Below are 24,486 nucleotides of genomic sequence, written 5' to 3' on the forward strand. Positions count from 1 at the left end.
TCAATTACGACACTGTTGAGTGTCCTAATTGGCACCTAACCCGGAGTCCGCTGTTGCTGACGCCGCTGCCACTGACGCCGCCGCCTCCAGGGCCATCCAGGCCTGTAGCTGGGTGGAAAGTTCGACGGCGGCGCCCGGCGGATATGTGTCGCCCGCCGGCCGTCGGGGGGGTTCGAAGGAGAACACCGGTTCACCGGCCCGGCCGTGCCGGGCCAGCCGTTCGCCTGCAGCGATCGGCCGGCGGCCGGCCCAGAGCGCCATGGCAGTGTCGGTGACCATCCCTGCTGCGGTGGTCCGGACGTCCTGCGGCAGCCGCCGATCGTTGGCGGCCAGCGCCAGGTAGCGGGTGAGGATGCCGGTGAACAGTCCGCCATCGCCGGTGCCGTCGCACCGGAGGACCAGGCTTGGCGCGGGACTGCCGGTGGCGTTGCCGGTGGTGCCTGGCAGGGTCAGGTGCGCGGCCACGGCGAACACCACGGTGGAAGCGCGTTCCAGATGGGCGGCGCCGCCGAGTTCCAGCAGGGCGCCGAGGACGGGCCCCTGGTTGTAGGTGTAGATCGCCTCCTCCAGCGTGGTCTCCCCGGTGCTGCGAATTCGGATGCCGTCCAGGTAGAGCCCGCGCGTGGGGTCGAACAGCCGCGCGTCCAGCCAGTCGAGCAGCGCCTGCGCCTTGGCGGTGTTGCCCGTGCGGGCATAGTAGAGCGCCACCGGTGCCGTGGCCGGGGTGTTCTTGAAGTCCCGCTTGGTGCTCCAGAACGTGCCGCCGCCCAGGTCGTCGGTGGAGGCCGAGTCGAACTGCAGCGTCAGGCTCTTGCGGATCTTTTCCTGCCGCCGGGTGCTGGGCCGGCGGCTCTCCTCGGCGAGCCGCTCCAGGCGGAGTGTGGACAGGGCCAGCCAGGCCATGTCGTCGTAGTAATGGTTGACGAACGTCAGGAAATTCCGCAGCCGGATGCCGGTGACCAGCCGCGAGGCGAGCTGGCCGGCGCTGGGCCGGGTGCCGCCGTCGAACTTTTCCGGCGGCCGCCCTGCCCTCCCGAGTTCGCGAAAACCCGCGTCCACGAGGCAGTCCAGGTAATGCGCCTGCCACCAGTAGTGCCACGGGCGGCGGAGGTTTTCGATGCGGCCGGAGGGGCGGACGGTGGCTGCGATGTGCGTCCCAGGCAGGAAGAACAGCCGCTGGCCGAACAGATGGGTCACCGACCGTGCGGCCTCGTCGGCCCGCTCTGCCCAGGCCATTGCGGGAGCGGGGGTGGCATTCGGGGTGGCGTCGGCATCTGGCTGGATCATTCGGCCAGCCTAGCGAACCGCCCTCCTGGCAATCCGCCAGTGTGGCAATCGGCCAGTGCGGCAAGCTGGGGGGACGAACCGGGCGGCGCGGGGTTGGTGGTGCGGGGTGCATACGGCGCCCATTTCAGTTAACATTCACTAACTAACGTTCGCGGCCGGGATCCGGACCCGCATCGACCGGTTCCGCATCAAGGAGGATGTATGGAAATCGAGGGTTCCGTCGCGCTCATCACGGGCGGTGCATCCGGCCTGGGCGCCGCCACGGCCCGGCGGCTGTTCGACGCCGGCGCCTCTGTGGTTCTCGCCGACCTCGGCACCTCGGCCGGCGCCGCATACGCCGACGAGCTGAATGCTGCCGGCCCGCAGAACCCTGCAGGCACCGTTTCAGGCCGCGAGGTGGCAGCCCCCAAAGCGGTTTTCGTTCCGGCGGATGTGACCAGCGAGGACCAGGTGCAGGCCGCTGTGGACGCCGCCGTCGGGCTGGGGCCACTGCGGATCGTGGTGAACTGCGCCGGCATCGCCACGCCGGGCAAGGTCCTGGGGCGCGACGGCGTGCTGCCGCTGGAGACCTTCCACCGTGTCATCCAGATCAACCTGGTGGGGACCTTCAACGTGGTTCGGCTGGCCGCCGCTGCGATGGCCGCCACCGAGCCTGCTGTCACCGAGCTCGGCGGAGAGGAACGCGGCGTGATCATCAACACCGCCTCGGTGGCCGCGTTCGACGGGCAGATCGGCCAGCCTGCCTACGCTGCATCCAAGGGCGGAGTGGCCGCCATGACCCTGCCCCTGGCCCGCGAACTCGCCCGGTCCCTCATCCGCGTGGTGACCATTGCGCCCGGAATTTTCGAGACCCCGATGATGGCCGGACTGCCGCAGGAGGCGCAGGAGTCACTGGGCCGGCAGGTGCCGCACCCGTCCCGGCTGGGGCGGCCCGCCGAGTATGCAAACCTCGCCGCGCACATCGTAGAGAACGCCATGCTCAACGGCGAAACAATCCGCCTCGACGGCGCCATCCGGATGGGCCCGAAGTGACCGGAACTGGACTTCCCTCCACCGAAGTGACCGGAACCAAACCGGGCGGGGCCACCCGGGCGATATCCGCCGTCGACACCCTGCCCACCGCCGACTTTTTCGGCTACGAGTCCCTGCTCAGCGCCTCCGAACAGCGCAAGCTGGGCGAACTGCGGGAGTTCCTGGCCGCGGAGATCGCGCCGTTCGCGGGGGACTGGTGGAACAAGGCCGAATTTCCGGCGCACATCCTGCCCAAGCTGGCCGCCCTGGAGCTGAGCACCCCCGCCCAGCGCGGCTACAGCCACCTGTTCGCCGGGCTGGTGATCGCAGAGATGACGCGCGTGGACACGTCGATCGCCACGTTTTTCCTGGTCCACCACGACCTCTTCGTCGAGTCGCTCTACCGGTTTGGCTCCGAGGACCAGCGGAACCGGTACCTCAACGACGCCTCGAACCTGAGGACCACGGGCGCGTTTGCCCTGACCGAACCGGACCACGGCTCGGACGTCGCCGGCGGCATGGAGACGCGGGCGCGCCGGGTATCGGGCCGTACCGGCGAGGCCGACGGCGGCGGGGACTGTTGGGTGCTCAACGGCGCCAAGCGGTGGATCGGCAACGGGACGTTCTGCGACTACATGCTGGTGTGGGCGCGGGACGAGGCTGACGGCGCGGTCCGTGGCTTCATCGTGGACGCCAGCCTGCCCGGAGTGGGCCGCAGCCGGATTGAGAACAAAATCGCGCTGCGCACCGTGCAGAACGCCGACATCGTTTTCGATAACGTGCGGGTTGCCGAGGCGGACCGATTTGCGGGCATCAGCAGTTTCGACGACACCAACGAACTGCTCCGCGGATCACGCATTATGGTCGCGTGGCAGGCCGTGGGGCAGCAGCTGGCGGCGTTCGACGTCGCCCGGCAATACGCCGTCGAACGCCAGCAGTTCGGCCGGCCGCTGGCGAGGTTCCAGCTCATCCAGCAGCAGCTGGTGTCCATGCTGGGCAATGCCGTGGCGAGCATGGGCATGATGGCCCGGATCGCGCAGCTGCAGGAGGCCGGGCAGCTGCATGAGAGCGGGCAGCTGCAGGAGCAGGGCGTCGGCATGGCGCAGGTGGCGCTGGCCAAGTCGTACACGTCGGCGAGGATGCGCGAAACAGTGGCAATGGGAAGGTCCATTTTGGGCGGTAACGGCATCGTCACGGACTACCGGATGGCCAAGATCTTCGCCGACGCCGAGGCCATCTACACCTACGAGGGCTCGTACGAGGTCAACACGCTGATCGTGGGCCGTGCAGTCACAGGGGTCTCCGCGATCGTCTAGGTGGCTTCATTCCCCGGCCCGGCTCCTGCGCGAACTGGCAGCTGATGACCTCAAATCTCCGTTTTGAGGGCATTACGTGCCAGTTCGCGCTGGACGGGCGAGTTGAAGGTTCGCGCTAAAGGGGAGCCTCAGGAGGCGGGCTGCTTCTCCCCGGCCTCGATGCGGGCGTCCAGGCTGTTGTTTTTCACCGGCATGGGGCACGTTCCGTAGGGCGTGAAGGCGCTGGGGTAGTTGATGGCGCGGTTGAAGTCCAAAACTACGGAGCCGTCCGGCCGCGGGCGCGCCGTGGACACCTTGCGCCATTCGTCAGTCGTGTCGCCGTTCGTCTCGTCGTGGAACGTGACTGTCAGGGCGCCGAGCTTCTCCTCCTCCGCGTGGAGCCGGTACTCGTGGTCCTTGCCCGGCAGCCGGAACACCAGTTCGCCGACGGTGCGGTGCACCCCGTCCACCAGCGGATTGGCCGTGGAAATGGGCACGTCCACAGGTTCCGGGTAGGCCTCGAACCTGGCCTCAACTGCAAGGTCGGGCCGGTAATCGAAGGTGGGCACGCCGTCGAACTCGGTGAACACCGGCGACGCGGAGTCCCGGGTGCGGACCGCATACCTGTCCGCACGCTTCGCCAGCTCCACCACAACCTGCCGGCCGTCCGCGCCGCCGAACTGCACCCACATGAGCGAGTCCTCATTGGCGAGCCGCGCAGTGACTGTCCCGTCCACCGGATTCCCGGTCTCCACGAGCGTCAGCCCGTCGGACGCCGCGGCGGTGAGCGTCGCCGTCGTGCCGTCCGCTGACCACAGCCCGGGGACGAGGTCGACGGCGGCGGGCTGGCTTTCCAGCCACTGGAACGACGTGAGCGTGAGCCAGCCGTGTTCGGCAGCGAGTGCGCTGTTGCGGCCTTTGCGGAAGCGGAGCCAGCGCTCCAGCTGGGCGTCTGCTGCGGTGCTCATGTGTCCTCCAACGGTGTATGCCAATCTGGCCAGCTTAGGGGTCAACCCCGGGCGGCGGCAGGCGTAGCCTTGGGGTATGGCCTTGGACATTGTTCTGACGGTGCTGGTTTGCGTTGCCATCGTGGCGGCGCTGACCCTCGCGGGGATGGCCGTACAGAAGCGCGGCGTCGATCCGAAAGGCGCTGCGGGAACGCTGGGAAGCGCCCTGGCGGGGTTCGATCCGGCCACCGGCACCCCGACGCATTCGGAGGCGCTGGCGGCGCGGGAGGAACAGAAACTAAAGCGGCATGAAGCGCCCAGCGCCGGTCCCGGACCGCAGGCGAACGGTCCGTATTCGGCCCGGATCCGGTTGCCCGCGGCCCCTCTACAGGCACCGGCCGTTCCAGTTCAAGGTCCTGACAGCATCTGAGACATATTCCCGGGCTCCGGCCGGCTGCGGGTAACATCCCATAGGAACAGTAACCGGGCTCACAGTATCCAGCGCAGTGTACGAGCCAAAGTCGAACACTCGAAAGATAGTTTCCATGGCTGACACTGCAATGAATTCAGAAACAGATCTCGCCGCCGAACTCCGCGCCGACGTGCGCCGGGTCTCCACCCTGCTGGGCGAATCCCTGGTCCGCCAGCACGGCCCCGAGCTCCTCGACCTGGTGGAGCAGGTGCGCCTGCTGACCAAGGAATCCAAGGAGGCCGCCCGGGGCGGGGCGGAGGCCACCGGCCCGTGGAGCGCGCACGACGTCGTTGCCCAGGTCCGTGAGCTGCTCGCCTCCCTGCCGCTCGAGCAGGCGACCGACCTGGTCCGCGCCTTCGCCTTCTACTTCCACCTCGCCAACGCTGCCGAACAGGTCCACCGCGTCCGCGGGCTGCGCACCCGGCAGGAGAAGGACGGCTGGCTGGCCAAGGCCATCGAGGACATTGCGCGGCAGGCCGGTCCGGCGGTGCTGCAGGAAGTGGTCAACGAGCTGGATGTGCGCCCGATCTTCACCGCGCACCCCACGGAGGCGTCCCGCCGCTCCGTGCTGGACAAGATCCGCAAGCTCTCGGACGTGCTGGCCCAGCCCACCGAGGAGGGCACCAGCGCCCGGCGCCGGCAGGACCGGCAGCTGTCGGAGATGATCGACCAGATGTGGCAGACGGACGAACTGCGCCAGGTCCGGCCCACGCCGGTGGACGAGGCCCGCAACGCCATCTACTACCTCGAGAGCATCCTGACGGATGCGCTGCCGGAGATGCTGACGGATTTCTCGGAACTCCTCGGCGAGCACGGCGTCGCGTTGCCGGCCCAGAACGCCCCGATCCGGTTCGGCTCCTGGATCGGCGGTGACCGTGACGGCAACCCCAACGTCACGGCCGCCGTCACGCACGAGATTTTGCAGCTGCAGAACCAGCATGCGGTCCGGATCAGCATTGCCATGATCGACGAGCTCATCTCCGTCCTGTCCAACTCCACGGCCCTCGCCGGCGCCGACCAGGCGCTCCTCAATTCGATCGACGCCGATCTCGCGAAGCTGCCCGGCCTGGACCGCCGCATCCTGGAACTCAATGCCCAGGAGCCCTACCGGCTGAAACTGACCTGCATCAAGGCCAAGCTCATCAACACCGGCAAGCGTGTGTCCGCGGGCTCCAAGCACCAGCCCGGGCGTGACTACACCTCCACCGAGGAGCTCATCGCCGAACTCGAACTGCTGGAACTGTCCCTGCGCAACCACTCGGCGTCCCTTGCCGCGGACGGCGCGCTGGCACGTGTCCGCCGCGCCATCGCCTCCTTCGGCCTCCACCTGGCCACCCTCGACATCCGCGAGCACGCCGACCACCACCACGACGCGGTCGGCCAGCTCATGGACCGCCTCGGCGGTCCCGGCATCCGGTACGCCGAACTGACCCGGGACGAGCGCCTCGAGGTCCTCAGCGCAGAGCTCGCGTCCCGCCGTCCGCTGTCCGGCCACCCGATCAAGCTCGACGGCGCCGCTGACGGCACGTACGACGTCTTCCGTGAGATCCGCCGCGCCCTGCGCACGTACGGCCCGGACGTCATCGAGACCTACATCATCTCCATGACCCGCGGCGCCGACGACGTTCTGGCCGCTGCCGTCCTGGCACGCGAGGCCGGCCTGGTCAGCATCTTCGGCGACGCCCCGTACGCCAAGATTGGCTTCGCACCGCTGCTGGAGACCGTCGAGGAGTTGCGTGCCTCTGCGGAGATCGTTGACCAGCTGCTGTCCGACCCGTCCTACCGCGAGCTGGTCCGGCTGCGCGGGGATGTCCAGGAAGTCATGCTCGGCTACTCGGACTCCAACAAGGAATCCGGCGTGATGACCAGCCAGTGGGAAATCCACAAGACCCAGCGGAAGCTGCGCGACATCGCCTCCAAGCACGGCGTCCGCGTGCGCCTGTTCCACGGCCGCGGTGGATCCGTGGGCCGCGGCGGCGGACCCACTTACGACGCCATCATGGCGCAGCCGAACGGCGTCCTCGAAGGTGAAATTAAGTTCACCGAACAGGGCGAGGTCATCTCGGACAAGTACTCCCTGCCGGAACTTGCCCGGGAAAACCTTGAGCTGTCCCTCGCCGCCGTACTCCAGGGCTCTGCGCTGCACCGCACGCCGCGCACCTCGGACGACCAGCGCGAGCGGTTCGGGCACGTCATGGAGACCATCTCCGACGCCGCGTTCGCCCGCTACCGCAGCCTCATCGATCACCCGGACCTGCCGGCCTACTTCCTGGCCTCGACGCCGGTGGAGCAGCTCGGTTCCCTGAACATCGGCTCCCGCCCGTCCAAGCGCCCGGATTCCGGTGCCGGGCTTGGTGGCCTGCGTGCCATCCCGTGGGTGTTCGGCTGGACCCAGTCCCGGCAGATCGTGCCGGGCTGGTTCGGCGTCGGCTCCGGGCTGAAGGCGGCACGGGAAGCGGGGAACTCCGCCCAGCTCGTCGAGATGATGCACGGCTGGCACTTCTTCCGCTCCGTGCTGTCCAACGTGGAAATGACCCTCGCCAAGACGGACATGGAGATCGCCGGATACTACGTGGACACCCTGGTCCCGGCGGAACTGCACCATCTTTTCCGCGCCATCCGCGAAGAGTACGAACTCACCGTCTCCGAGATCCAGAACCTTACCGGAGAGAACCTGCTGCTGGACGCCCAGCCCACGCTCAAGCGGTCCCTGGAAATCCGTGACCAGTACCTCGACCCGATCAGCTACCTGCAGGTGGAACTGCTCCGCCGCGTGCGGGCGGAAGGTGCCAGCATTTCCGCAGGGGAGATCGATGAGCGCCTGCAGCGGGCCATGCTCATCACCGTCAACGGTGTGGCAGCCGGCCTCCGCAACACCGGGTAGCCCCTACCGCCGCGGACGCTTCCTCACCTTTCGTCGGTTCCTTCCTAACGCGTCCTCGCCCGATGCGGGAGGGTTTGGCCTGAAGCGACGGGAACTGAGGAAGCGTTGCTGGAATTGTTGCGAAAGGTGAGGACGCGTCAGGGGCCGTAGTGCACCACGATGGTCCGGCAGGGCGTCGTGCTGGGGACGCCGTCGCCGTCGTCGGAGTACGCGACGGTGCTCACGCGCACGCCGTAGAGGGCGGACAGCTCGGCGTCGGTCAGGAGTTCCGCAGCGTGTCCGGTCCGGACGCCCGAGCGGCCCAGCAGGACCACCCGGTCGGCAAGGTGCAGGGCGTGGTCGGGATGGTGAGTGCTGAGGAGCAGTGCCATGCCGTCGGCCATCAGTTCGCGCAGCAGCGTCAGGACGCGTGCCTGGTTCTTCAGGTCCAGGCCGGTGGCGGGCTCGTCCAGCACCAGGATGGGCGAGCCGGCGGCGATCGCCCGGGCGATGAGGATGAGCTGCTGCTCGCCCCCGCTGAGGGTGGGGAAACGCCGGTCCCGCAGCCCGGCCGCGCCCACCCGCTCCATCGCCTCCAGGGCTGCGTTGTGGTCGGATGGCCCGGGTGTCCGGAACACGCCAACGTGCCGCGCCCGCCCCATCAGGACCATGTCCAGCGCCCGGTAGGCGAAGGCGCTGCCGTGGGCCTGCGGGACGTAGCCGGCGCTCTCACTCCGCCGGACCGTTCCCTCCTGCGGGTCCAGCAACCCGGCGGCACAGCGCACCAGCGTGGTCTTGCCGCTGCCGTTGGGACCCAGCACGGCGGTGGCGGTCCCCGGCGGCACGCGGAAGCTGACGCCGCGGAACACCCAGTCCCGGGGCGAGTAGCCGAAGCCCACGGCGTCGAGTTCAAGCACTGTCCCAGACCTTCTCGCGGTTCCGGCGCAGGAGCAGGAAGAACACGGGCGCGCCGATCAGGGCCGTGAGGACGCCGAGCGGGATCTCCCCGGCGGTGGCCGTGCGGGCGATGGTGTCCACCAGAACGATGTAGGCGCCGCCAAGCAGGAAAGAGACGGGCAGGAGGACACGGTGGTCCGGCCCCACCCACATGCGGGCCAAGTGCGGGATCACCAGGCCCACCCAGCTGACGGCCCCGCTGACTGCCACCGCGCCGGCCACGATGAGCGCCACCGCCACGAGCACCACCCAGCGGAGCGGGCGCGGGCGCACGCCCAGGGCGGCCGCGTCCTCGTCGCCGAGGGACAGCACGTTGATCCGCCAGCGCAGGGCCACGAGGACCGCGGCCCCGCCAAGGACGGGGATCAGGGCCACCGCTACTTTGGCAAAGGTTGCCGTGGATACGCTGCCCAGGAGCCAGAAGACGATAGCGGGCAGCGTGGTGTTGGGGTCCGCAATGTAGGTCACCAGGGCCACCAGGGCTGAAAAGAAGGACCCGGTGACCACGCCGCCGAGCACGATCATGAGCATCGGCGTCCCGGCGCGGCCCGAGGTGATCAGGAACAGGGTCCCGAGTGCCAGCAGCCCGCACACGAAGGAGCCGCCCACCAGGAGGAGCGGACCCAGCCCGAGCAGCAGCGCCAGGGCTCCGCCGAAGGATGCGCCGGCAGACACACCGATGATCTCGGGGCTGACGAGGGGATTGCGGAAAATGGCCTGCAGCGCTGCGCCGCCAATCGCCAGGCCGCCGCCCACCAGCAAGGCGAGCAGGATCCGCGGCAGCCGGACCAGCAGCACAACGTTCTGTTCGGTGCCGCTGGCCTGAACCGGGACCGGGGCGAGCTGTGCGGCCAGGATCTGGACCACGTGGTCCAGCGGCACGCTGTAGCGACCCACCGCCAGCGCCAGCACCGCCACGGCGATAAGGAAGCAGGCACTGAGGGCAACGGGAACGACGACGGCGGGTTCCCGCCGTCGTTCTCCCGCCTCCCGTTTCCCAAGCCTGTGTTCCAGTGCCTGCCGCTCTTCAGCGCCGCCCGGGCCGGCAGCCGGGCCCGCCCGTGGCAGTGCCGGCTGCGCCGGTGGCAGTGCCGGGCGCAGCCGCCTGCCCAGCCGCGGGGAGCCCGCCTCATCAAGCATTGAACTGCCGGTAGTTGGCGGACTGCCCGTTCTCTGCGGTCCGGAGAATCTTGTCCAGCTCATCGCCGGTGAGTTCGTGGTTGTACAGGAACCTGAAGTATTCGGAGGCCTTGCTCCGCACGGCAGACCTCTGCTGCGGGAAGGCGATGTCGCCCAGCCAGTGCCACATCAGCGCCGACTCCTGCCCGGGCGGATCCCAGCGGTAGCCGCCCAGCGGTACCTTGTACACGCGCTTCGAGCGGACCGCGGCCACGTTCTGCCACACCGGGTCCGAGTAGATGTCCTGCGCCATGGCGGCGTCGAAGTTACCCAGCAGGATGACCTCGGGGTCCCAGCGCAGGACCTGCTCGATGTCCACGCCCAGCATGCCGGAACCGGTCAGCGGGTCCTTGCCGGTGGCCGGGTTGGAGCCGCCCACCAGCTTGATGTAGAAGTCGTTGTAGCTGTTGGCACCGGCCACCTTGAGCCCGCCGGTGAAGCGGTTGAAGTACAGGATGCTCGGGCCCTTGGACGCGCGCCCGGCGGCGAGGGACTTGACCTCGGCAAGCTCCCGGTCGCTCCGGGTCTTGAGCTCGGCGGCACGCTCGGGCTTGCCGAGCATCGCGGCGAACATGGCAACCCAGGCGTCCACATCCTCCTGCGTGCCGGAGTTCTTCAGCCCCAGAACCTGAAGCCCCGCCTTCTCCAGGGGCTCGATGAGCTGCGCGTCCGACCACTGGACCACCACGTCCGGGTTGAGGGCCCGGATACTTTCAACGTTGGCGGTGAAGTCCTGGGTGGCGATGTCGTGCGGTAGGTCCAGTGCGCCGGGAAACATGGAGCCCATGATGCCGTCGCGCATGGCCGTCCAGGAGGCGTTGTGCATGGCCGCGAGATGGTCGGCGCTGCGGTCGACGGCGACCAGCAGGGACGCCGACGGCATCGGGATGGTCACCACCCGGGCCACCGGCCAGTCAAAGGACAGGGTCTTGCCGCGCTGGTCCGTGAGGCTGATGCTGTTGGTGCTGTCGGGAGGGGACGACGGCGGGGCGGTGCCGGATGCGCCGCATCCGGCCAGCAGGGCGGCGGAGCCGCCTGCAACAAACACCTGTAGGGCGGCGCGGCGGTTTAGGTCTGCAGCTGTCATCGTTGACTCCCTGCGCGTGGGTCTTCACAGCATCCGCTTCAAGGGCAGGGCTGTCAACGCTTTCTCCTGCGTTCGAGGACGGGCCGGTCCAGCTGCCCGGACCTGCCGGCCCGCGCCGTTCCCTTGTCCGCGCCTCGTTCCCTTGTCGGCGTCAGGGCCCGGTGCTACTTTCAGAGGACCCTTGCAGAAGGTGGCCACGGGATGGTTATCGATGGTGCCCAGTTGTTCGTCCGCTATGCCTATCCGCCCAATTCACGTGGCAGCTGCGGCCCGCCGGACAGCGACGCCCTGCTGCACTACGGGCAGTCCGGCGTCACGGACCAGGGGCTCCGCGAACTTGCCAAGGGCTTTGCCGGCGCCTGGCCCTACCTCGAACTGATCGCCGGATCGCATGGCATCGCCGATCCGCTGGACGCCCGCGTGGTGGAGGCCTACTGGGTGGGCAACAGCCTCCTGGATACCGTCGGCATCACCAACCTCGGCAATTCCATGGAGGACAGGTTCCGGGCGCGCACCGGGCGGCAGTTCCCGCATCTGGTGGAAGGGGTGCTGGCGGGCGGGGTCCCACACCACAGTTTCCACGTGTTCGAGATCTACCCGTGGCTGGGCCTGCTCCGCGACGAACGCCGGCACGCCACCGCGCTGAACGTGCTGGACAGGTGCAGGATCCGCTGGGGGCAGGTGCTCGCGATCTCCGGGGACGACGCCGTCGTGCGGTCCCGGCCCCTGGTGTGGGACGGGACAGCCCTGGACATCGGCGAGCCCGTGGTGGAATCAGCCAAGTTCGCCGTGAACGGGACCGGCTTCGTGGCCGGGCTGGCCGTGGGCGACGTCGTCTCACTGCACTGGGACTGGGTGTGCGACCGACTCTCCACCCACCAGCTGCAGCAGCTCAAGCACTTTACGGCGCGGCACCTCCGGATTGCCAACAGCGGCGTCGCACACCGCGGCGCAGCCATAGCGCTCGAACACTAGCGCTCGAACATCAGCGCCGGGCAGCAGCGCCCGGCCACAAACGCTGCGACCAGCGACGGCGGCCGGTTACGGTGACTGCGGCGCCGGACCGTCGGGATGCTCGGGGGTCTTGACGGCCGTCGCATCACGGGCGGACGACTCGCCGGCTGGCCGGCCGGCAGGCGAATCATCGGTTCCCGTGTGCTCGCGTCCCGGTTCGGTGCCCTCCTCCTTGATGACGTCCTCGCCCCGGCGGGTGGTGCTGACACCGACGTCAACCGGAGCCGGTGCCGCGTCTTCAGGGGTTTCGTCCGCTCCGGGCTGGGCGGGTTCCTTCAGCGGCGGTTCGCTGCCGAAGGCCCGGGCTGTCCCTGGTGCGGTGCCCTCTGCGGCGCCCGACGCGGTGCCCTGTTCTTCGCCCTTCCCGGCGACCGTTTCCTCGTCGGCGGGGTCAGGCTGGTTCGTGGGTGACATGCTGCTCTCCTTGTGGTGGTTGTGCGGGCTGGGATCCGGGACCGGTGTCCGCAGGGCGGCCCATCAGCTCCAGTCCTTCCATGGCCTGTTCTGCGCCCGCGGCGTCTACGCGTTCCAGCGCGAAGCCCATGTGGATCAGGACCCAGGTGCCGGGTTCCAGGGGCCCCTCATCCAGCAGCCCGATGTTGATCTTCCGGTGCACTCCGGCCACATCGACGAGTGCCAGTTGGCCGCCGTACCCCTCGAGGAGTTCAACGACCCTGCCGGGTATTCCGAGGCACATGTACGGACACCGCCTTACTTTGAAGTGGAAAACCGGCCTGGAGTGGAAGAGGCCCGGCCGAGCAGGGACTCGACGGCGGCGGCGGCCTTGGGCACCGCATCGGCCACCGCCGGCGAAAGGCCGATGCCTTCGGACAGGTCTGCGGGGACACAGCCCACCACGTACGTCACCGGCAGGCTGCCGCCCATGGACCGAAGCCGGCCCAGCACGGCCGCCGGGTCCATGCCGTGGGGATCGAGCATGGCCCTGCTGTCCAGGTCCGCCGCGCTGACCCGTAGCACGCGGATGCTGCCGGGAGCCCAGCTACCGTCCGCAGGCACCGTGTCCACGAGGACCAGGGTGCCGACGCCGGCCAAAAGATCGTAGGCCAGGTGCATGCCGCGGATGCCGTAGTCCACCACGCGGACGCCGGTAGCCAGCGGCTGCGGATGGTCGGCGAGGTGACGTGCCACCTCGGGGCCGAAGCCGTCGTCGTGCAGGAACATGTTCCCGACGCCGGCCACGAGGACGCCGCCGGCGGTCACATCCGCCGCACTTTCATGTACCGCCGGATGTCCGGAACTGCGCGGATTCCGACGTAGATGCCCCAGAGTGCCATCGCTGCAAGCACCGAAACCGTGGCCATTCCTATTGCCTTCATTACGGGTTTTCCTTTCCCTCCAGCGGCTCCAGTTCGTCAGGGGCGTAGTAGAAGGACCGGCCGTAGCCCTCGTGAAGATCGGCCGCCGGATCCTGCTCGAGGACGAGCCCGACGTGGGTGCTGCCGTCGACGTCGAAATGCACGCTGGTGACCCGCCCGGTCTGCCCGCCGAAGAACAGGTCCTGGGCGTCGGCGCGCCGGTTCGGGTGCACGCGCACCCGGCTGCCGCGGGCCACCGCGACGCCGTTGATCACGACGGCGTCCTGGTCCGGCCGGACACGGGCCTCCGCCTCCGGATTCCACCACGGAACGTCCTGGCTGGCCGTGCTCCACGATTCCGCCGGGGCATAGTCACCGGGATCCGCGGCGAACGCGCGCGGGTTCCGCAGGGCGCCGTGCAGCTGCTGCAGGTCCTCCGGCGACATCGCCTCACAGCGGTCGATGACGGCGGCGGCCCGCGAGTCCGTCGCCCGCGCCTCGGCCTTTTCCTCGTCGGTCAGCGTCAGTACCCGCAGCGTGAGGATCTCGTCGATCTCGGTGGAGTCATACAGCGCCACCGAACTTTCCGGGGCGACCGCGGGATGATCGTAAAGAATGATGGGCGAGATCAGCAGCACGTCGGTCTGGCCTTCGGGGCCGGCCAGCACGGGCCAGCAGCGGTGCTGGGAACACAGCCCGGCTGCAGGCTGTGCCCACCCGGGCGGGTCCAGCAGCGAGACGAAATCCCCGTCCCGCACGCCGAGCAGCACGTGGGCGCCGATGAAGGAGGCCGCGGCCGCGTCCTGCCGGTTCCCGGCCGGCAGGGGACCGGCCGGCAGCGGATGAGCCGTGTTGGCCGCGGTGATGCTGAGCCGCAGCAGCCCGCCGGAATCTTCGGCGGCATGCAGCCGCAGTTCTCCGCGGAGAGCACGACGGCGGCGCACCAGCCGGCCGGCCGGCCTCCCGGCGTCGTCCTTGAGTTCCTCGACGTCGAGTCCCTCGGGTACCTCCACCGGCAGGACCTGTCCGGCCCGGAGCTGGGCCACGGAGAACGGCCCGAACCCCACTTCCTGTTCTACGGCCTCGTCCCAGCTCAGCCAGTTCGCACCGCCCACGGTGAGGCTGTCCACGGGAGTGAACCCGCCGCCATCGTCCGCTTTTTCTGCCGTGCGCGTCTGCAGCTGCAGGAAGCGGAAATGGATTTCAAGCCCGGCCTCGGCGCCGGGGGCAAGCAGGCAGTCGGCGGACATGGACGGTTCCTCCCCGCTGCCGTCCTCCGCGGCGCCGGGCGGACCCAGGATCCCGAACTGCCAGCGGACCTGGTTCTTCTGGGCGGAGGCCCGGTAGGGGTAGAGCAGGTAGCCCTCGTAGAGGACGGCGTCCGCGACGGCCCGGGCAAGGGCCAGACTGGTGTTCATGGCCGTTCCCCGGAAACATCCGCGGTGGCCTGCGCGAGGAGTTTCTCCACCGCCGATTCCCACGACGTGAGGCCCTCGGCGGACTTGTACCGGGCGAGTGCTGCCAGGACGTCGCGGTCCAGGCGGATCCATCCGGCGTTCGGGAAGTACTGGTCCATGAGGCTGCGCCAAGCGGCGACGGGCAGTTTGTAGGACGCCTCGAGGTCCCACGGCACCTGTTCCACCGTGAACCCGGTCTGCCCTTTGGTGAACACGGTGCCGGAGAACAGCAGCTCCAGCGGTATCTCGCCGTCGCGCAGCGCATGCAGGTATTTGGCGGCGGCCACGTCGAAATCAAACGTGCAGGGCAGCGGGAGGTCCGCCTCGGTGCTGCCCGTGAAACCCTGCACCATGGTGCTGCACTGCATCCAGATGAACGACTTGAGCGTGCTGGGCCAGCGTCCGCGGTCTCCGAATAGGTCCAGCAGGCCCGTCTCCTCCTCGGGCGCGTACCCGCGGCGCTGGGGCAGGATCCGGACCTGGCAGCGCAGCGCCACGGCGTGCACCACGGCCCCGGTGCCTTCCGTCAGCTGCAGCCTGGCCGTCAGCTGCGGGGCGGCGGCGTAGGGTTCGGGCCGGATCTCCATCACGGCGAAGGAAAGCTCGGTCACCGGAAGCCTCCCGTGCCGGCGGAATCTGCCGGCGCCGGAACGCTGCGGCGGTTGATCCGGTCGAAGAAGGAGGCGAGCTCATCGCGTGCCTCCTGGCCGCCGTCGAACCCCCGCCAGAGGCGGCGCAGCCGGCCCACAAGCTCGTAGCAGGCGTCCACCGGAACGAGGTGGCAGTCCGCGGCGGCCCTGCCCGGGCCCGGGCCGCGGATCAGCAGCGCCTCCGTGTCCGGCGCCGCGAGGCCGAGGGCCGGGTTGCGGGCCAGCACGCTGTCCCAGGCGGCAAGCGGCAGTTCCGATTCGGTGGCCCCGGCCGGGCCCGGGTAGAACGCCACCGTGCGCCCGAGCTTGGAACTGCGGAAGAAAAACGCCAGGCCCACCGGAATTTCCAGTTCGTCCCACTGCCCAGGGCCGAGATCGAAGCCGGGGAAGGAGAAGTATCTGTCCGGCACCGAGCGGTAGCGCAGATGGGCGGTCGCATCGGTGAAGAGGAGGTAGCAGGGCCGGCAGGTGCACATCATGGCGTGGCTCCCCAAGTCCACCACGTGCTGGTGTGCCTCGGAAATCGGTTCGCCGCACATTTCGCAGCATTCCCCGGCGGCAGGAGCGGGCCGGTTCGCGGAAATCCGCCGCAGCAAGGCCACCGGCAAGGTGCCGTTGGCCTGGCCGGTTCCCGGGCCGCGCCCTGTACCTCCTCCGTTCTCCATGTTCATCTCAGCGGTCCTGTCCGCCGGCTGCCTGCAGTTCCGGGGCAATGCCGGGCGCCGGCGTCGCGATGGGCACGGACACGCCGGCTGCAGGTGCCGGTCCACGTGCCGCCTGAACGGACACCGCCGCAGACACCGGGGCCGGCTCCGCCGGGGCCGGCTCCGCCGGGGCCGGCTCCGCCGGTTCCGGTCCAGGCGCCGCCGGGACGGGTTCCAGCCCGGCCGGTGTCACCAGCGGGATTGCCTGCACCGGCGTCACGGCTGCCGGGGCTGCCGGTACCGGGGCAACCGCCAACGGCGCGGACTGCACGGACACCGTCGGGACCGCCACGGACATCACTCCGTTCCGGACCAGCAGCGGAAGCGGCTCCAGGTGCAGGTCCTTGTCCTCGAGGCAGGTGCCCGCCCGCCGCACGTCAAAGTGGCCGCGGCAGGTAGGGCAGGTGAGCAGGCCGCCGCCAACCGGTGCCGCGAGGGCGCGCTGCAGCACGGCGCCGGCCATGGAACCGGTGCAGCGCGGGCAGTAGTCGCGGTAGGCGTAGATGTCCTGGCCTGTCCGGCAGGCCAGCACCGCGTAGCCGCCGACCAGGAAGCCTGCCACCTCGCCGGGTTCGAGCCCGGCGATCTCCGGAACCGGTTCCCACGTGCCGCCGGACATGTCGTGCCAGGATTCGGCGGGCGTGCCGCCCGCCGGATTGTTCACCCGGACCAGCAACGAATCCACCGGAATCAGCGCCGGGGCGCCCGGCTGCTTTTCCGCTTCGACGACGTCGATGGCGGTCACCTCGGGGGCGGCGTTCTGGATGGCCTCCTCAACGGCGTACTTGAGCGTGACGGACGATGACGGGCACCCTTGGCAGGTGCCGAGCAGCTTGAGCCGCACCACGCCGTCGGGACTGATGCCTTCGAGCTCCACGTCGCCGCCGTGGGAGCCGAGGTAGGGCCGCACACTGTCCAGCGCCGCGGCCACCCGCGCCTCCAGCGAATGGGGGTGCAGCCCGTGGATCACCAGGAGGCCGGCCACCAGGCTGTCAGCGGTCAGCGCTTCCAGAGTGACGTCGTCGAGCTTTCCATGGGCCTGCAGGATCTCCATGATCCGCTGCAGTCCCGCGCCGTAAAGGTCTGTCACCTGCCGGACCAGGTCCTCGGCACGGCCGCGGGCCACCGCCCCGCCGGCGCCGAGGGCGTCAAGGAGTGTGCCTATTTGGTCGCCGCTCTGCAGCGCCGGCCGGTCCCCGCCGAGCATGGCCTACTCGCCGGTCAGGGTCTGGGTGGGGGAGTGGAGCATGTCCAGCGTCTGCCCGTTGCCCAGGTACATGTGGACACCGCAGGGCAGGCAGGGATCGAAGCTGCGGACGGTCCGCATGATGTCGATGCCCTTGAAGTGCTCGCGGTCGTTCTCCTCGAAGATCGGCTGCCCCTGGACCGCGTCCTCATAGGGGCCGGCCACACCGTTGGAGTCGGTGGGGCTGGCATTCCATGGAGTGGGCGGGTAGGGGTGGTAGTTGGCGATCTTGCCGTCGCGGATCACCATGTGGTGGGACAGGACTCCGCGGACCGCCTCGGTGAAGCCGCAGCCGATGCCTTCATCCGGGACCTCGAAGGTTTCCCACGTCTTGGTGCGTCCGGCCCGGATCTCCTCGAGGGCCTTTTCCGCGAAGTGCAGCGCCGCAGCCGCGGCGTAGGCCTGGAAGTAGGTGCGGGCGCGGTTGCGTTCGAGCGTGTTGCTCCACTGCGGGATGTTCCACTCGAACGTGACGGGCCCCTTCAGAGCGGTCTTGGGCAGGTTGATCTGGACGCTCCTGCCGGTGGCCTTGAGGTAGCCGATGTCCACGAGTCCGGCGAGCGCCGTGGCCCAAAGCCGTGCGAGTGGGCCGCCGCCGGTGTCCAGGGCGAGGTTGTCCTGGCCGTCGAACCAGCGCGGGGACATGACCCAGCTGTACTTGTCCGAGAGGTCGCGCTTCTGCGGCCGCGGGTTGGTGTGCTGGTTCCACGGATGCCTGCGGTCCACCGGGTTGCCCAGCGGATCGTGGGTAACGAACATTTCCTGGTCTTCCCAGTCCTCGTAGTACGAAGAGCCGAGCATGATTCGCAGGCCCAGGTTGATGCGCACCAGGTCGGTGGTGACCAGTTTGCCATCCACCACCACGCCCGGGGTGACGAACATCTTCCGGCCCCACTCGGTCATGTCCTTGTATTCGAAGTTGCAGTAGTCCGGGTCCTGCAGCGACCCCCAGCAGCCCAGCAGCGTCCGCCGCAGCCCCACCTGCTCATAGCCCGGCAGTGCCTCGTAGAAGAAATCGAACAGGTCGTCGTGCATCGGGACGACCTTCTTCATGAACTCCACGTAGCGCATGAGCCGCGTGAGGTAGTCCGTCATCAGCTGGATGGTGGCCACCGTCCCCACGCCGCCCGGATAAAGCGTGGAGGGGTGCACATGGCGGCCCTCCATGAGGCAGAACATCTCGCGGGTGGCGCGGCTGACCTGCAGGGCCTCCCGGTAGAACTCGCCGGTGAAGGGGTTCAGCGAGCGCATGATGTCGGCGATGGTCCGGTAACCGTGGTCCGCCTCATGCGGTGCCCGGGTGTTTTCGGCCTTGGCGAGGACGCCGGGGTTCGTTTCGGAGACCATCTTTTCGCAGTAGTCCACGCCAACGAGGTTTTCCTGGAAGATGTTGTGGTCGAACATGTACTCGGCGGCTTCGCCCAGGTTGACGATCCATTCGCCCAGGCTCGGGGGCTTGACGCCGTAAGCCATGTTTTGCGTATAGCAGGAGCAGGTGGCATGGTTGTCGCCGCAGATCCCGCAGATGCGGCTGGTGATGAAGTGGGCGTCCCTTGGGTCCTTGCCTTTCATGAAGAGGGAGTAGCCGCGGAAGATCGAGGAAGTGCTCTTGCATTCCACGACCTGGTTGTTCTCGAAATCGATCTTTGTGTAGATGCCGAGGCTGCCGACGATCCTGGTGATGGGATCCCAGTTCATTTCCACCAGGTTGCTGTTGCCCGCTCCGCTTCCGGAACCCATGGGAATTGTTGACGTCATTGTCTTCTTCGCCTGTCTGGAATGGGGTGGTTACCAGGTGCGCCGGGCCCCGGTGAGGAGCTCGGGTCCGGGCCGGCGCCACTTGGGCTCCTGGTCCAGGGTGTGCGTCGTGATGCCCCTGAGCGTCCGGATGGCGGAGCCGTAGGGCCGGATGGTGCTGGTGGAAAGCTTGCCGCCGGGAGGCTCATCCATGAAGGGCATGAACTTGTCCGGGAAGCCCGGCATGGTGCAGCCGATGCAGATGCCGCCGACGTTGGGGCAACCGCCGATGCCGTTCATCCACCCGCGCTTAGGCACGTTGCACTTCACCACGGGGCCCCAGCAGCCGAGCTTGACGATGCACTTGGGGGAGCCGTACTCGGTGGCGAAGTCGCCCTGCTCGTAGTAGCCGGCCCGGTCGCAGCCCTCGTGGACCGTCTTGCCGAACAGCCAGGTGGGTCGCAGTGCCTCATCCAGCGGAATCATCGGTGCCTGGCCGGTGGCCTGATAGAGCAGGTACGTCATGGTTTCGGAGAGGTTGTCAGGCTGGATCGGGCATCCGGGCACGCACACGATGGGGATGCCGGCCTTGGACTTCCAGTCGTAGCCGAGGTAGTCCGGCACACCCATGGCGCCGGTTGGGTTGCCGGCCATGGCGTGGATGCCGCCGTAGGTTGCGCAGGTTCCGGCGGCAATGATCGCGGTGGCCTTGGGTGCCAGGCGGTCCAGCCACTCACTGGTGGTGATGGGCTGGCCGGTCTCGAGGTCGTTGCCGAACCCGCACCAGTAGCCGCCGGGGTCATGGAGCTTCTCGTTGGGAATGGATCCCTCGACCACCAGCACGAACGGTTCAAGTTCGCCCCGGTCCGCCTTGCGGAACCATTCCAGGAAGTCGTCGGCCCCTTCCTGCGGGCCGCATTCAAAGTCGATCAGTGGCCAGTGCATGGCGATCTTCGGCAGGCCGGGCAGCGCCCCGAGGGCGATTTCCTCGACGCTCGGCTGGGTGGCCGCGGTCAGGGCCACCGAGTCGCCGTCACAACTGAGCCCTGCGTTGATCCACAGCACGTGGATAAGGGCTTCTTCGGCCTTGAGGGAAGTTTCCGTAGGCATCGTTGCCTCTTTCAGTGCCCCTGCTGGGGTTCAGTGTGCTTGTGTCAGGGTGCCGGTCAGGGGTTCTGACGCGGCTGTCCCGGAGGTTGGCGCCGCCGCTTGGGGGGTGGCGCCGTCGAGCCAGCCGTACCAGGCGGCGAGGCCTTCGCCGGTGGCGGCGGACAGCGTGAGGAATTCGGCCCGCGGATTGATCTGCCGGATCCGGTGCAGGCATCGGTCGACGTCGAACTCGACGTAGGGGAGCAGGTCCGACTTGTTGACGATCACGAGGTCGGCTGCCATGAACATGTGCGGGTATTTCTGGGGTTTGTCATCACCTTCCGTTACCGAGACGATCACCACCTTGGCCGTTTCGCCGAGGTCAAACAGCGCGGGGCAGACGAGGTTGCCCACATTTTCAATGAAGACCGTGGAGCCCGGCTCTGGCGACAGCGCGTCGAGGCCGTGCCGCAGCATGTCGGCGTCGAGATGGCAGCCGGCTCCCGTGTTGATCTGGATGACCGGGCGCCCGGTGGCGCGGATGCGGTCAGCGTCGAGGGACGTCTCCTGGTCCCCTTCGATGACTCGCGCGTCCAGGCGCCTGCCCAGTTCGGTCAGCGTGCGGACCAGGAGGGTGGTCTTGCCGGCACCCGGTGAACTCATGACGTTGAAAGCCCGCACCCCCCGGCCGGCAAGCCAGCCGCGGTTCGTGGCGGCCAGCAGGTTGTTCTTGGCCAGCAGATTCTGCTCGAGCACGATGGTTTCTGGGCCCGCCGCCGCATGGTGGTGCCCGTCCGTGTGCCCTTGGGGGGAGTGGTCGTGGGTGTACGTGCGCCCGTGCTCATCGGTGTGGCTGTGCGGGTGCCCCTGCCCGGGTGTGTGCAGTTCGCCTGCGAGGTTTGAAATGCGGGTGCCGGCCTCGTCGCCGCAACCGCATGTTGTACACATGCCCTATGCCACCTCCACGGACATCAGCATCAGCTCGCGGCCGCTGAGGACTTCGACGTCCGCGCTTCCGCAAGGGCAAAGCAGAATGAGATCGCTCAGGGTGAATTCGTCCTGGCAGCTGCGGCACCGTCCGCGGCCCCGCGGTTCGTCGATCTGCAGCCGCGCGCCAGCCAGCGGGGTGCCGGCCGCTGCCACGTCAAAACAAAAACGCACGGCATCAGCCAGTACGCCGGAAAGGGGACCGATCCTAAGGTTGACCGCAGTGACCGTCCGTTCACCTGTGCGGTCCAGAACGGCGTCGACAAGGCCCTGCGTGATGGAGAGTTCGTGCATGATCGCGCCCCTTTTTGCCAAGATAGGCTCGCGCCAGAGAAAACGCAACCGTCCGGATTTCCGCCCGCCGTTCGCCGGTTCGAACGGACAGCTACGGCCCTGCCGGAGCCGGATTTTGGGGCCACAGGTGTCCGTTCGCGCTGTGTCCTTCCCACCCTTCGCTAGGGTTGGAGGATGCCGTCCTTTCAGACCAGACTCAAGATCACCGGGCTGAAGCCGGGCAACCCTCCCGAAGCCGTAATGGACACCGCCGTGGAGGCGCTGGGGTCGCGGCATCATGTGGAGTCGCACCAGCTGGAACTGGCCGGGGGCGTGCCGCAGCTTAACCTGCGCTTCCTCGTGGAGCCCACCGAATACAACGGTGAGAACAGCGCGGCGCGGGAATCGGCAGCAGTGATGCGCGACGCCGTCGAACGCGTTGCGCTGACAGGCTCGCTTTCGGTACTCCGCCGCAGCCGCGGCCGCTGGGCGCCCGTCTAACGCTTACGTGTTGAAAGCTTAGGCGCCCGGGGCCTGGGTGCCCGGCTCGGGGGCACCGCCCGGCTCGTCCACGGGGGAGCGGTCGCCCTGCCGGCGCGTGACGATCAGACCCACGACGGCGCCAATCACCAGGCCAACGGCCACACCGATCAGCGAACTCGCCCAAAAGGGCAGCCCCGTTGCGGAGCCCGTGAAGAAGCCGAGGCCCACGAGCCACGTCGCCCACAGCACCGCTCCCAGCCCGGCGCACAGGCTGAAGCCCCGGGTGGAGACGTCGGCGATGCCTGCGGCGGCCGATGTCGCGAGCCGCCCTCCCGGGATAAACCGAGCCCCGATGATGGTGCCGTAAGCGGAGGACCGGCCCGCCTTGGCGATGGCCTCGTGGATGCCGCGGTGGATCTTCCGGCCCCACGTCCAACGGTCCAGGATGTGGCTCAGCCGGCGCTTGAACAGCTGGAACACCACAACGTCGCCCAGCCACGACGCGGAGGCGGACAGGAAGCCCACCAGGAACAGGTTTGCCCGTCCCTCGGCAGACAGGGCACCGCCCGTGATCAGGACCATCTCGGACGGGATGGGCGGAAAAATGGCATCGCCCAGGACGGCCGGAATGATCCAGAAGTAGATCGCCGTGCTCCACGTGTCCGGATTGCCGAAGTCCATTTGCACAACGTACCCCACACGGAGCGGGAACGCGCGGGGCGGACAGTTGGCGGAACTCCTACACCCGACGGAACTCCTATGCGTGGCGGAACACCTATGCGTGGCGGAGCCCTACGCCCTGGACGGTTCGCAATGCCACACTGGCTCCATGCGGATAGAGATCGTTGAGGGTGACATCACCGGACGGCCGGTGGACGCTGTGGTAAATGCCGCCAACTCTTCGCTGCTGGGCGGCGGGGGCGTGGACGGGGCGATCCATCGGGCCGCCGGGCCGGAACTGCTGGCGGCCTGCCGCGAGCTGCGGGCAACGACCCTCCAGGACGGTCTGCCGGTGGGCGCTGCCGTGGCCACCCCGGGGTTCGGGCTGCCGGCCCGCTGGGTCATCCACACCGTCGGGCCCAACCGCCACGCCGGGCAGACCAACCCCGCGCTGCTCGCGTCCTGTTTTACCGAGAGCCTGCGGGTTGCCGAGGGCCTGGGTGTCCGGTCGCTGGCCTTTCCCGCGGTAGGCGCGGGGGTCTACGGCTGGGACGCCCGCCAGGTGGCGCGGGTGGCATTCGACGCCGTCCGATCGTACGCCGCACGCTACGAAGAAGGCGGAGAGCAGGGCGTGGAGTTGGTGGAGTTCGTGCTTTTTGGCCCGGAAACCGTGGCGGACTTTCGGTATGTCCTTGAACGTGCTCCCTAGCGGATTAGGTTCGGCTGGGACGTCGGCCTGGCTAGCGGACTTCGCTGAGTTGGAGGCGGCTGCGGTACTCGACGGGTTCCTTAGTGATGGGGTCCACGAACCGGATGCCACGTGCCAGCAGCTGGAGCGGCTTGGTGTAGTCGTCGGGCGCCTTGTCCAGCAGTTCGGGGTAGAACGAATCGTGCAGGATGCCCAGCCCCAGAGAAGCCATGTGCACGCGTAGCTGGTGGGTTTTCCCGGAGTGCGGTTCGAGCCGGTAGAGGCCGCGGCGTCTTGCCCCGGCTGTCGGATGGCCAGCGCCATCAGCGCCGTCGAACGTCCGCAGCAGGTCAATTCGGGTCTCCGCGTTCGGCTCGCCGTCGATGACCTCCGCCAGAAGGTAGCTGCGGGACTTCGTCATGCGGTTGCGGACCACCACCGGGAAGTCGACGGCGGGATGTCCGGCAGCCGGTTCAGCCGCGGACACGCACTCGTACTCCTTCTGGACCTGGCGCTTCTCGAAGAGAACCTGGTACTTACCCCGTGTCTCAGGGTTGGTGGAGAGCAGGAGGATGCCTGCCGTCATGCGGTCCAGGCGGTGCATCGGGATCAGGTCCGGGAGGTCCAGCTGGTTGCGGAGGCGGACCAGCGCCGATTCCTGGATGTACGTGCCGCCGGGGGTGGTGGGCAGGAAGTGCGGTTTGTCCACCACCAGGATGTGCTCGTCCTGGTGCAGGATGTTCAGCTCCACAGGCAGCCGGGTTTCCGGCGGGAGCGTGCGGTAGTACCAGATGAAGGTGTGGTCCTCGAGCCGGGTGCCGCGGTGCAGGGGGATGCCGCCCTCGCCCACGATCTCGCCGGCGTCGAACCGGTCCTCGATGCCTTGGGGGTCGATGTGCCCCCAGCGGTGCATCATGTAGTCCATTGCGGTGTCCCACGGGCCCTCGTCCGGGAGGCGCAGACGCGTCGCGTTCACGCCGTCGCGCACGGGAAGGGGGGATTGCATCACCGGTCCATTCTACTTTGCGCGCGGTTCCTGCTCATTGCAGCCCCGTTTCGACGGTTCCCCGCGCACACGACGACC

26 protein-coding genes are annotated in these 24,486 nt (G+C 68.3%); 7 read left to right on the plus strand and 19 right to left on the minus strand.

Going from position 1 to position 24,486, the window contains the following annotated elements:
• Positions 1-24: 24 nt before the first annotated feature.
• A complete protein-coding gene (locus LFT45_RS03465; protein ID WP_236806639.1) occupies positions 25-1,287 on the minus strand; it encodes a glycoside hydrolase family 76 protein in 1,263 nt (420 codons plus the stop codon).
• Positions 1,288-1,488: 201 nt separating this feature from the next.
• Between LFT45_RS03465 and LFT45_RS03470 the strand changes: the two genes are divergently transcribed.
• Both LFT45_RS03470 and LFT45_RS03475 read left to right on the plus strand, forming a co-directional pair.
• Complete coding sequence (locus LFT45_RS03470) at positions 1,489-2,319, plus strand: SDR family NAD(P)-dependent oxidoreductase (RefSeq protein WP_236806640.1); 831 nt, start codon at positions 1,489-1,491, stop codon at positions 2,317-2,319.
• A gap of 62 nt (positions 2,320-2,381) precedes the next feature.
• Positions 2,382-3,614 (plus strand): acyl-CoA dehydrogenase family protein, encoded by a 1,233-nt coding sequence (locus LFT45_RS03475; RefSeq protein ID WP_236808933.1) that lies wholly within the window; start codon positions 2,382-2,384, stop codon positions 3,612-3,614.
• A gap of 128 nt (positions 3,615-3,742) precedes the next feature.
• Here LFT45_RS03475 and LFT45_RS03480 read toward each other — a convergent pair whose 3' ends face one another.
• Positions 3,743-4,561 carry a DUF1684 domain-containing protein gene (locus LFT45_RS03480; protein ID WP_236806641.1) on the minus strand — a complete coding sequence of 273 codons (819 nt, stop codon included), beginning with the start codon at positions 4,559-4,561 and terminating at the stop codon, positions 3,743-3,745.
• A gap of 76 nt (positions 4,562-4,637) precedes the next feature.
• Here LFT45_RS03480 and LFT45_RS03485 point away from each other — a divergent pair, with 76 nt between their 5' ends.
• Entirely contained in the window at positions 4,638-4,970 is a 333-nt protein-coding gene (locus tag LFT45_RS03485; RefSeq protein WP_236806642.1) for a hypothetical protein, read from the plus strand.
• 115 nt (positions 4,971-5,085) lie between these two features.
• On the plus strand, positions 5,086-7,896 hold the full coding sequence (gene ppc / locus LFT45_RS03490) for a phosphoenolpyruvate carboxylase (protein WP_236806643.1): 2,811 nt from the start codon (positions 5,086-5,088) through the stop codon (positions 7,894-7,896).
• A 137-nt stretch (positions 7,897-8,033) separates the two neighbouring features.
• Here ppc and LFT45_RS03495 read toward each other — a convergent pair whose 3' ends face one another.
• The 3 genes from LFT45_RS03495 to LFT45_RS03505 are packed head-to-tail and all read right to left on the minus strand — an operon-like array spanning position 8,034 to position 11,098.
• A complete protein-coding gene (locus LFT45_RS03495) occupies positions 8,034-8,792 on the minus strand; it encodes an ABC transporter ATP-binding protein (RefSeq protein WP_236806645.1) in 759 nt (252 codons plus the stop codon).
• Entirely contained in the window at positions 8,785-9,972 is a 1,188-nt protein-coding gene (locus LFT45_RS03500) for a FecCD family ABC transporter permease (RefSeq protein ID WP_236806647.1), read from the minus strand. Before LFT45_RS03500 ends, LFT45_RS03495 begins: the two co-directional genes overlap by 8 nt.
• Positions 9,965-11,098: an ABC transporter substrate-binding protein gene (locus LFT45_RS03505; protein ID WP_236806649.1), complete on the minus strand. Its 1,134-nt coding sequence runs from the start codon at positions 11,096-11,098 to the stop codon at positions 9,965-9,967. Before LFT45_RS03505 ends, LFT45_RS03500 begins: the two co-directional genes overlap by 8 nt.
• Positions 11,099-11,299: 201 nt before the next feature.
• Here LFT45_RS03505 and LFT45_RS03510 point away from each other — a divergent pair, with 201 nt between their 5' ends.
• Complete coding sequence (locus LFT45_RS03510; RefSeq protein WP_236806651.1) at positions 11,300-12,073, plus strand: DUF6390 family protein; 774 nt, start codon at positions 11,300-11,302, stop codon at positions 12,071-12,073.
• 66 nt (positions 12,074-12,139) lie between these two features.
• On the opposite strand, the gene LFT45_RS03515 is transcribed toward LFT45_RS03510, so the two are convergent.
• Genes LFT45_RS03515 through LFT45_RS03565 form a run of 12 tightly spaced genes read right to left on the minus strand, consistent with a single transcriptional unit; the run spans position 12,140 to position 21,592 of the window.
• The gene (locus tag LFT45_RS03515) at positions 12,140-12,526 is read right to left on the minus strand and encodes a hypothetical protein (RefSeq protein WP_236806653.1); all 387 of its coding nucleotides are present in this window, start codon (positions 12,524-12,526) and stop codon (positions 12,140-12,142) included.
• The gene (locus LFT45_RS03520) at positions 12,504-12,809 is read right to left on the minus strand and encodes a HypC/HybG/HupF family hydrogenase formation chaperone (RefSeq protein WP_236806654.1); all 306 of its coding nucleotides are present in this window, start codon (positions 12,807-12,809) and stop codon (positions 12,504-12,506) included. The genes LFT45_RS03515 and LFT45_RS03520 overlap by 23 nt, the downstream gene beginning before the upstream one ends.
• Positions 12,810-12,823: 14 nt before the next feature.
• A complete protein-coding gene (locus LFT45_RS03525; protein ID WP_236806656.1) occupies positions 12,824-13,333 on the minus strand; it encodes a hydrogenase maturation protease in 510 nt (169 codons plus the stop codon).
• The gene (locus LFT45_RS23420) at positions 13,330-13,449 is read right to left on the minus strand and encodes a DUF6893 family small protein (RefSeq protein WP_373427236.1); all 120 of its coding nucleotides are present in this window, start codon (positions 13,447-13,449) and stop codon (positions 13,330-13,332) included. The genes LFT45_RS03525 and LFT45_RS23420 overlap by 4 nt, the downstream gene beginning before the upstream one ends.
• A complete protein-coding gene (locus LFT45_RS03530) occupies positions 13,449-14,846 on the minus strand; it encodes a phage tail assembly protein (RefSeq protein WP_236806657.1) in 1,398 nt (465 codons plus the stop codon). Before LFT45_RS03530 ends, LFT45_RS23420 begins: the two co-directional genes overlap by 1 nt.
• Positions 14,843-15,496, minus strand: a complete 654-nt coding sequence (locus tag LFT45_RS03535; protein ID WP_236806658.1) for a DUF6084 family protein — start codon at positions 15,494-15,496, stop codon at positions 14,843-14,845. Before LFT45_RS03535 ends, LFT45_RS03530 begins: the two co-directional genes overlap by 4 nt.
• Positions 15,493-16,206: a DUF5947 family protein gene (locus LFT45_RS03540; protein WP_236806659.1), complete on the minus strand. Its 714-nt coding sequence runs from the start codon at positions 16,204-16,206 to the stop codon at positions 15,493-15,495. Before LFT45_RS03540 ends, LFT45_RS03535 begins: the two co-directional genes overlap by 4 nt.
• A 1-nt stretch (position 16,207) precedes the next feature.
• Positions 16,208-17,446, minus strand: a complete 1,239-nt coding sequence (locus LFT45_RS23235; protein ID WP_272912739.1) for a NifU family protein — start codon at positions 17,444-17,446, stop codon at positions 16,208-16,210.
• 3 nt (positions 17,447-17,449) lie between these two features.
• A complete protein-coding gene (locus LFT45_RS03550) occupies positions 17,450-19,243 on the minus strand; it encodes a nickel-dependent hydrogenase large subunit (protein ID WP_236806660.1) in 1,794 nt (597 codons plus the stop codon).
• A gap of 30 nt (positions 19,244-19,273) precedes the next feature.
• Positions 19,274-20,332 carry a hydrogenase expression protein HypE gene (locus LFT45_RS03555; protein ID WP_190604541.1) on the minus strand — a complete coding sequence of 353 codons (1,059 nt, stop codon included), beginning with the start codon at positions 20,330-20,332 and terminating at the stop codon, positions 19,274-19,276.
• A 30-nt stretch (positions 20,333-20,362) separates the two neighbouring features.
• Positions 20,363-21,259: a hydrogenase nickel incorporation protein HypB gene (gene hypB, locus LFT45_RS03560; RefSeq protein WP_236806661.1), complete on the minus strand. Its 897-nt coding sequence runs from the start codon at positions 21,257-21,259 to the stop codon at positions 20,363-20,365.
• Positions 21,260-21,262: 3 nt separating this feature from the next.
• Positions 21,263-21,592 (minus strand): hydrogenase maturation nickel metallochaperone HypA/HybF, encoded by a 330-nt coding sequence (locus LFT45_RS03565; protein WP_236806663.1) that lies wholly within the window; start codon positions 21,590-21,592, stop codon positions 21,263-21,265.
• Between the two features lie 174 nt (positions 21,593-21,766).
• Here LFT45_RS03565 and LFT45_RS03570 point away from each other — a divergent pair, with 174 nt between their 5' ends.
• Positions 21,767-22,072 carry a hypothetical protein gene (locus LFT45_RS03570; protein WP_236806664.1) on the plus strand — a complete coding sequence of 102 codons (306 nt, stop codon included), beginning with the start codon at positions 21,767-21,769 and terminating at the stop codon, positions 22,070-22,072.
• Between the two features lie 18 nt (positions 22,073-22,090).
• Here the strand turns inward: LFT45_RS03570 and LFT45_RS03575 are convergent, their stop codons facing one another.
• The gene (locus tag LFT45_RS03575; RefSeq protein WP_236806666.1) at positions 22,091-22,735 is read right to left on the minus strand and encodes a DedA family protein; all 645 of its coding nucleotides are present in this window, start codon (positions 22,733-22,735) and stop codon (positions 22,091-22,093) included.
• 148 nt (positions 22,736-22,883) lie between these two features.
• Here LFT45_RS03575 and LFT45_RS03580 point away from each other — a divergent pair, with 148 nt between their 5' ends.
• A complete protein-coding gene (locus LFT45_RS03580; RefSeq protein WP_236806668.1) occupies positions 22,884-23,423 on the plus strand; it encodes an O-acetyl-ADP-ribose deacetylase in 540 nt (179 codons plus the stop codon).
• A 31-nt stretch (positions 23,424-23,454) separates the two neighbouring features.
• On the opposite strand, the gene LFT45_RS03585 is transcribed toward LFT45_RS03580, so the two are convergent.
• Complete coding sequence (locus LFT45_RS03585) at positions 23,455-24,408, minus strand: RluA family pseudouridine synthase (RefSeq protein WP_236808935.1); 954 nt, start codon at positions 24,406-24,408, stop codon at positions 23,455-23,457.
• Positions 24,409-24,486 lie beyond the last annotated feature (78 nt).

This window comes from Arthrobacter sp. FW305-BF8, from assembly GCF_021789315.1.
GTDB lineage: Bacteria > Actinomycetota > Actinomycetes > Actinomycetales > Micrococcaceae > Arthrobacter.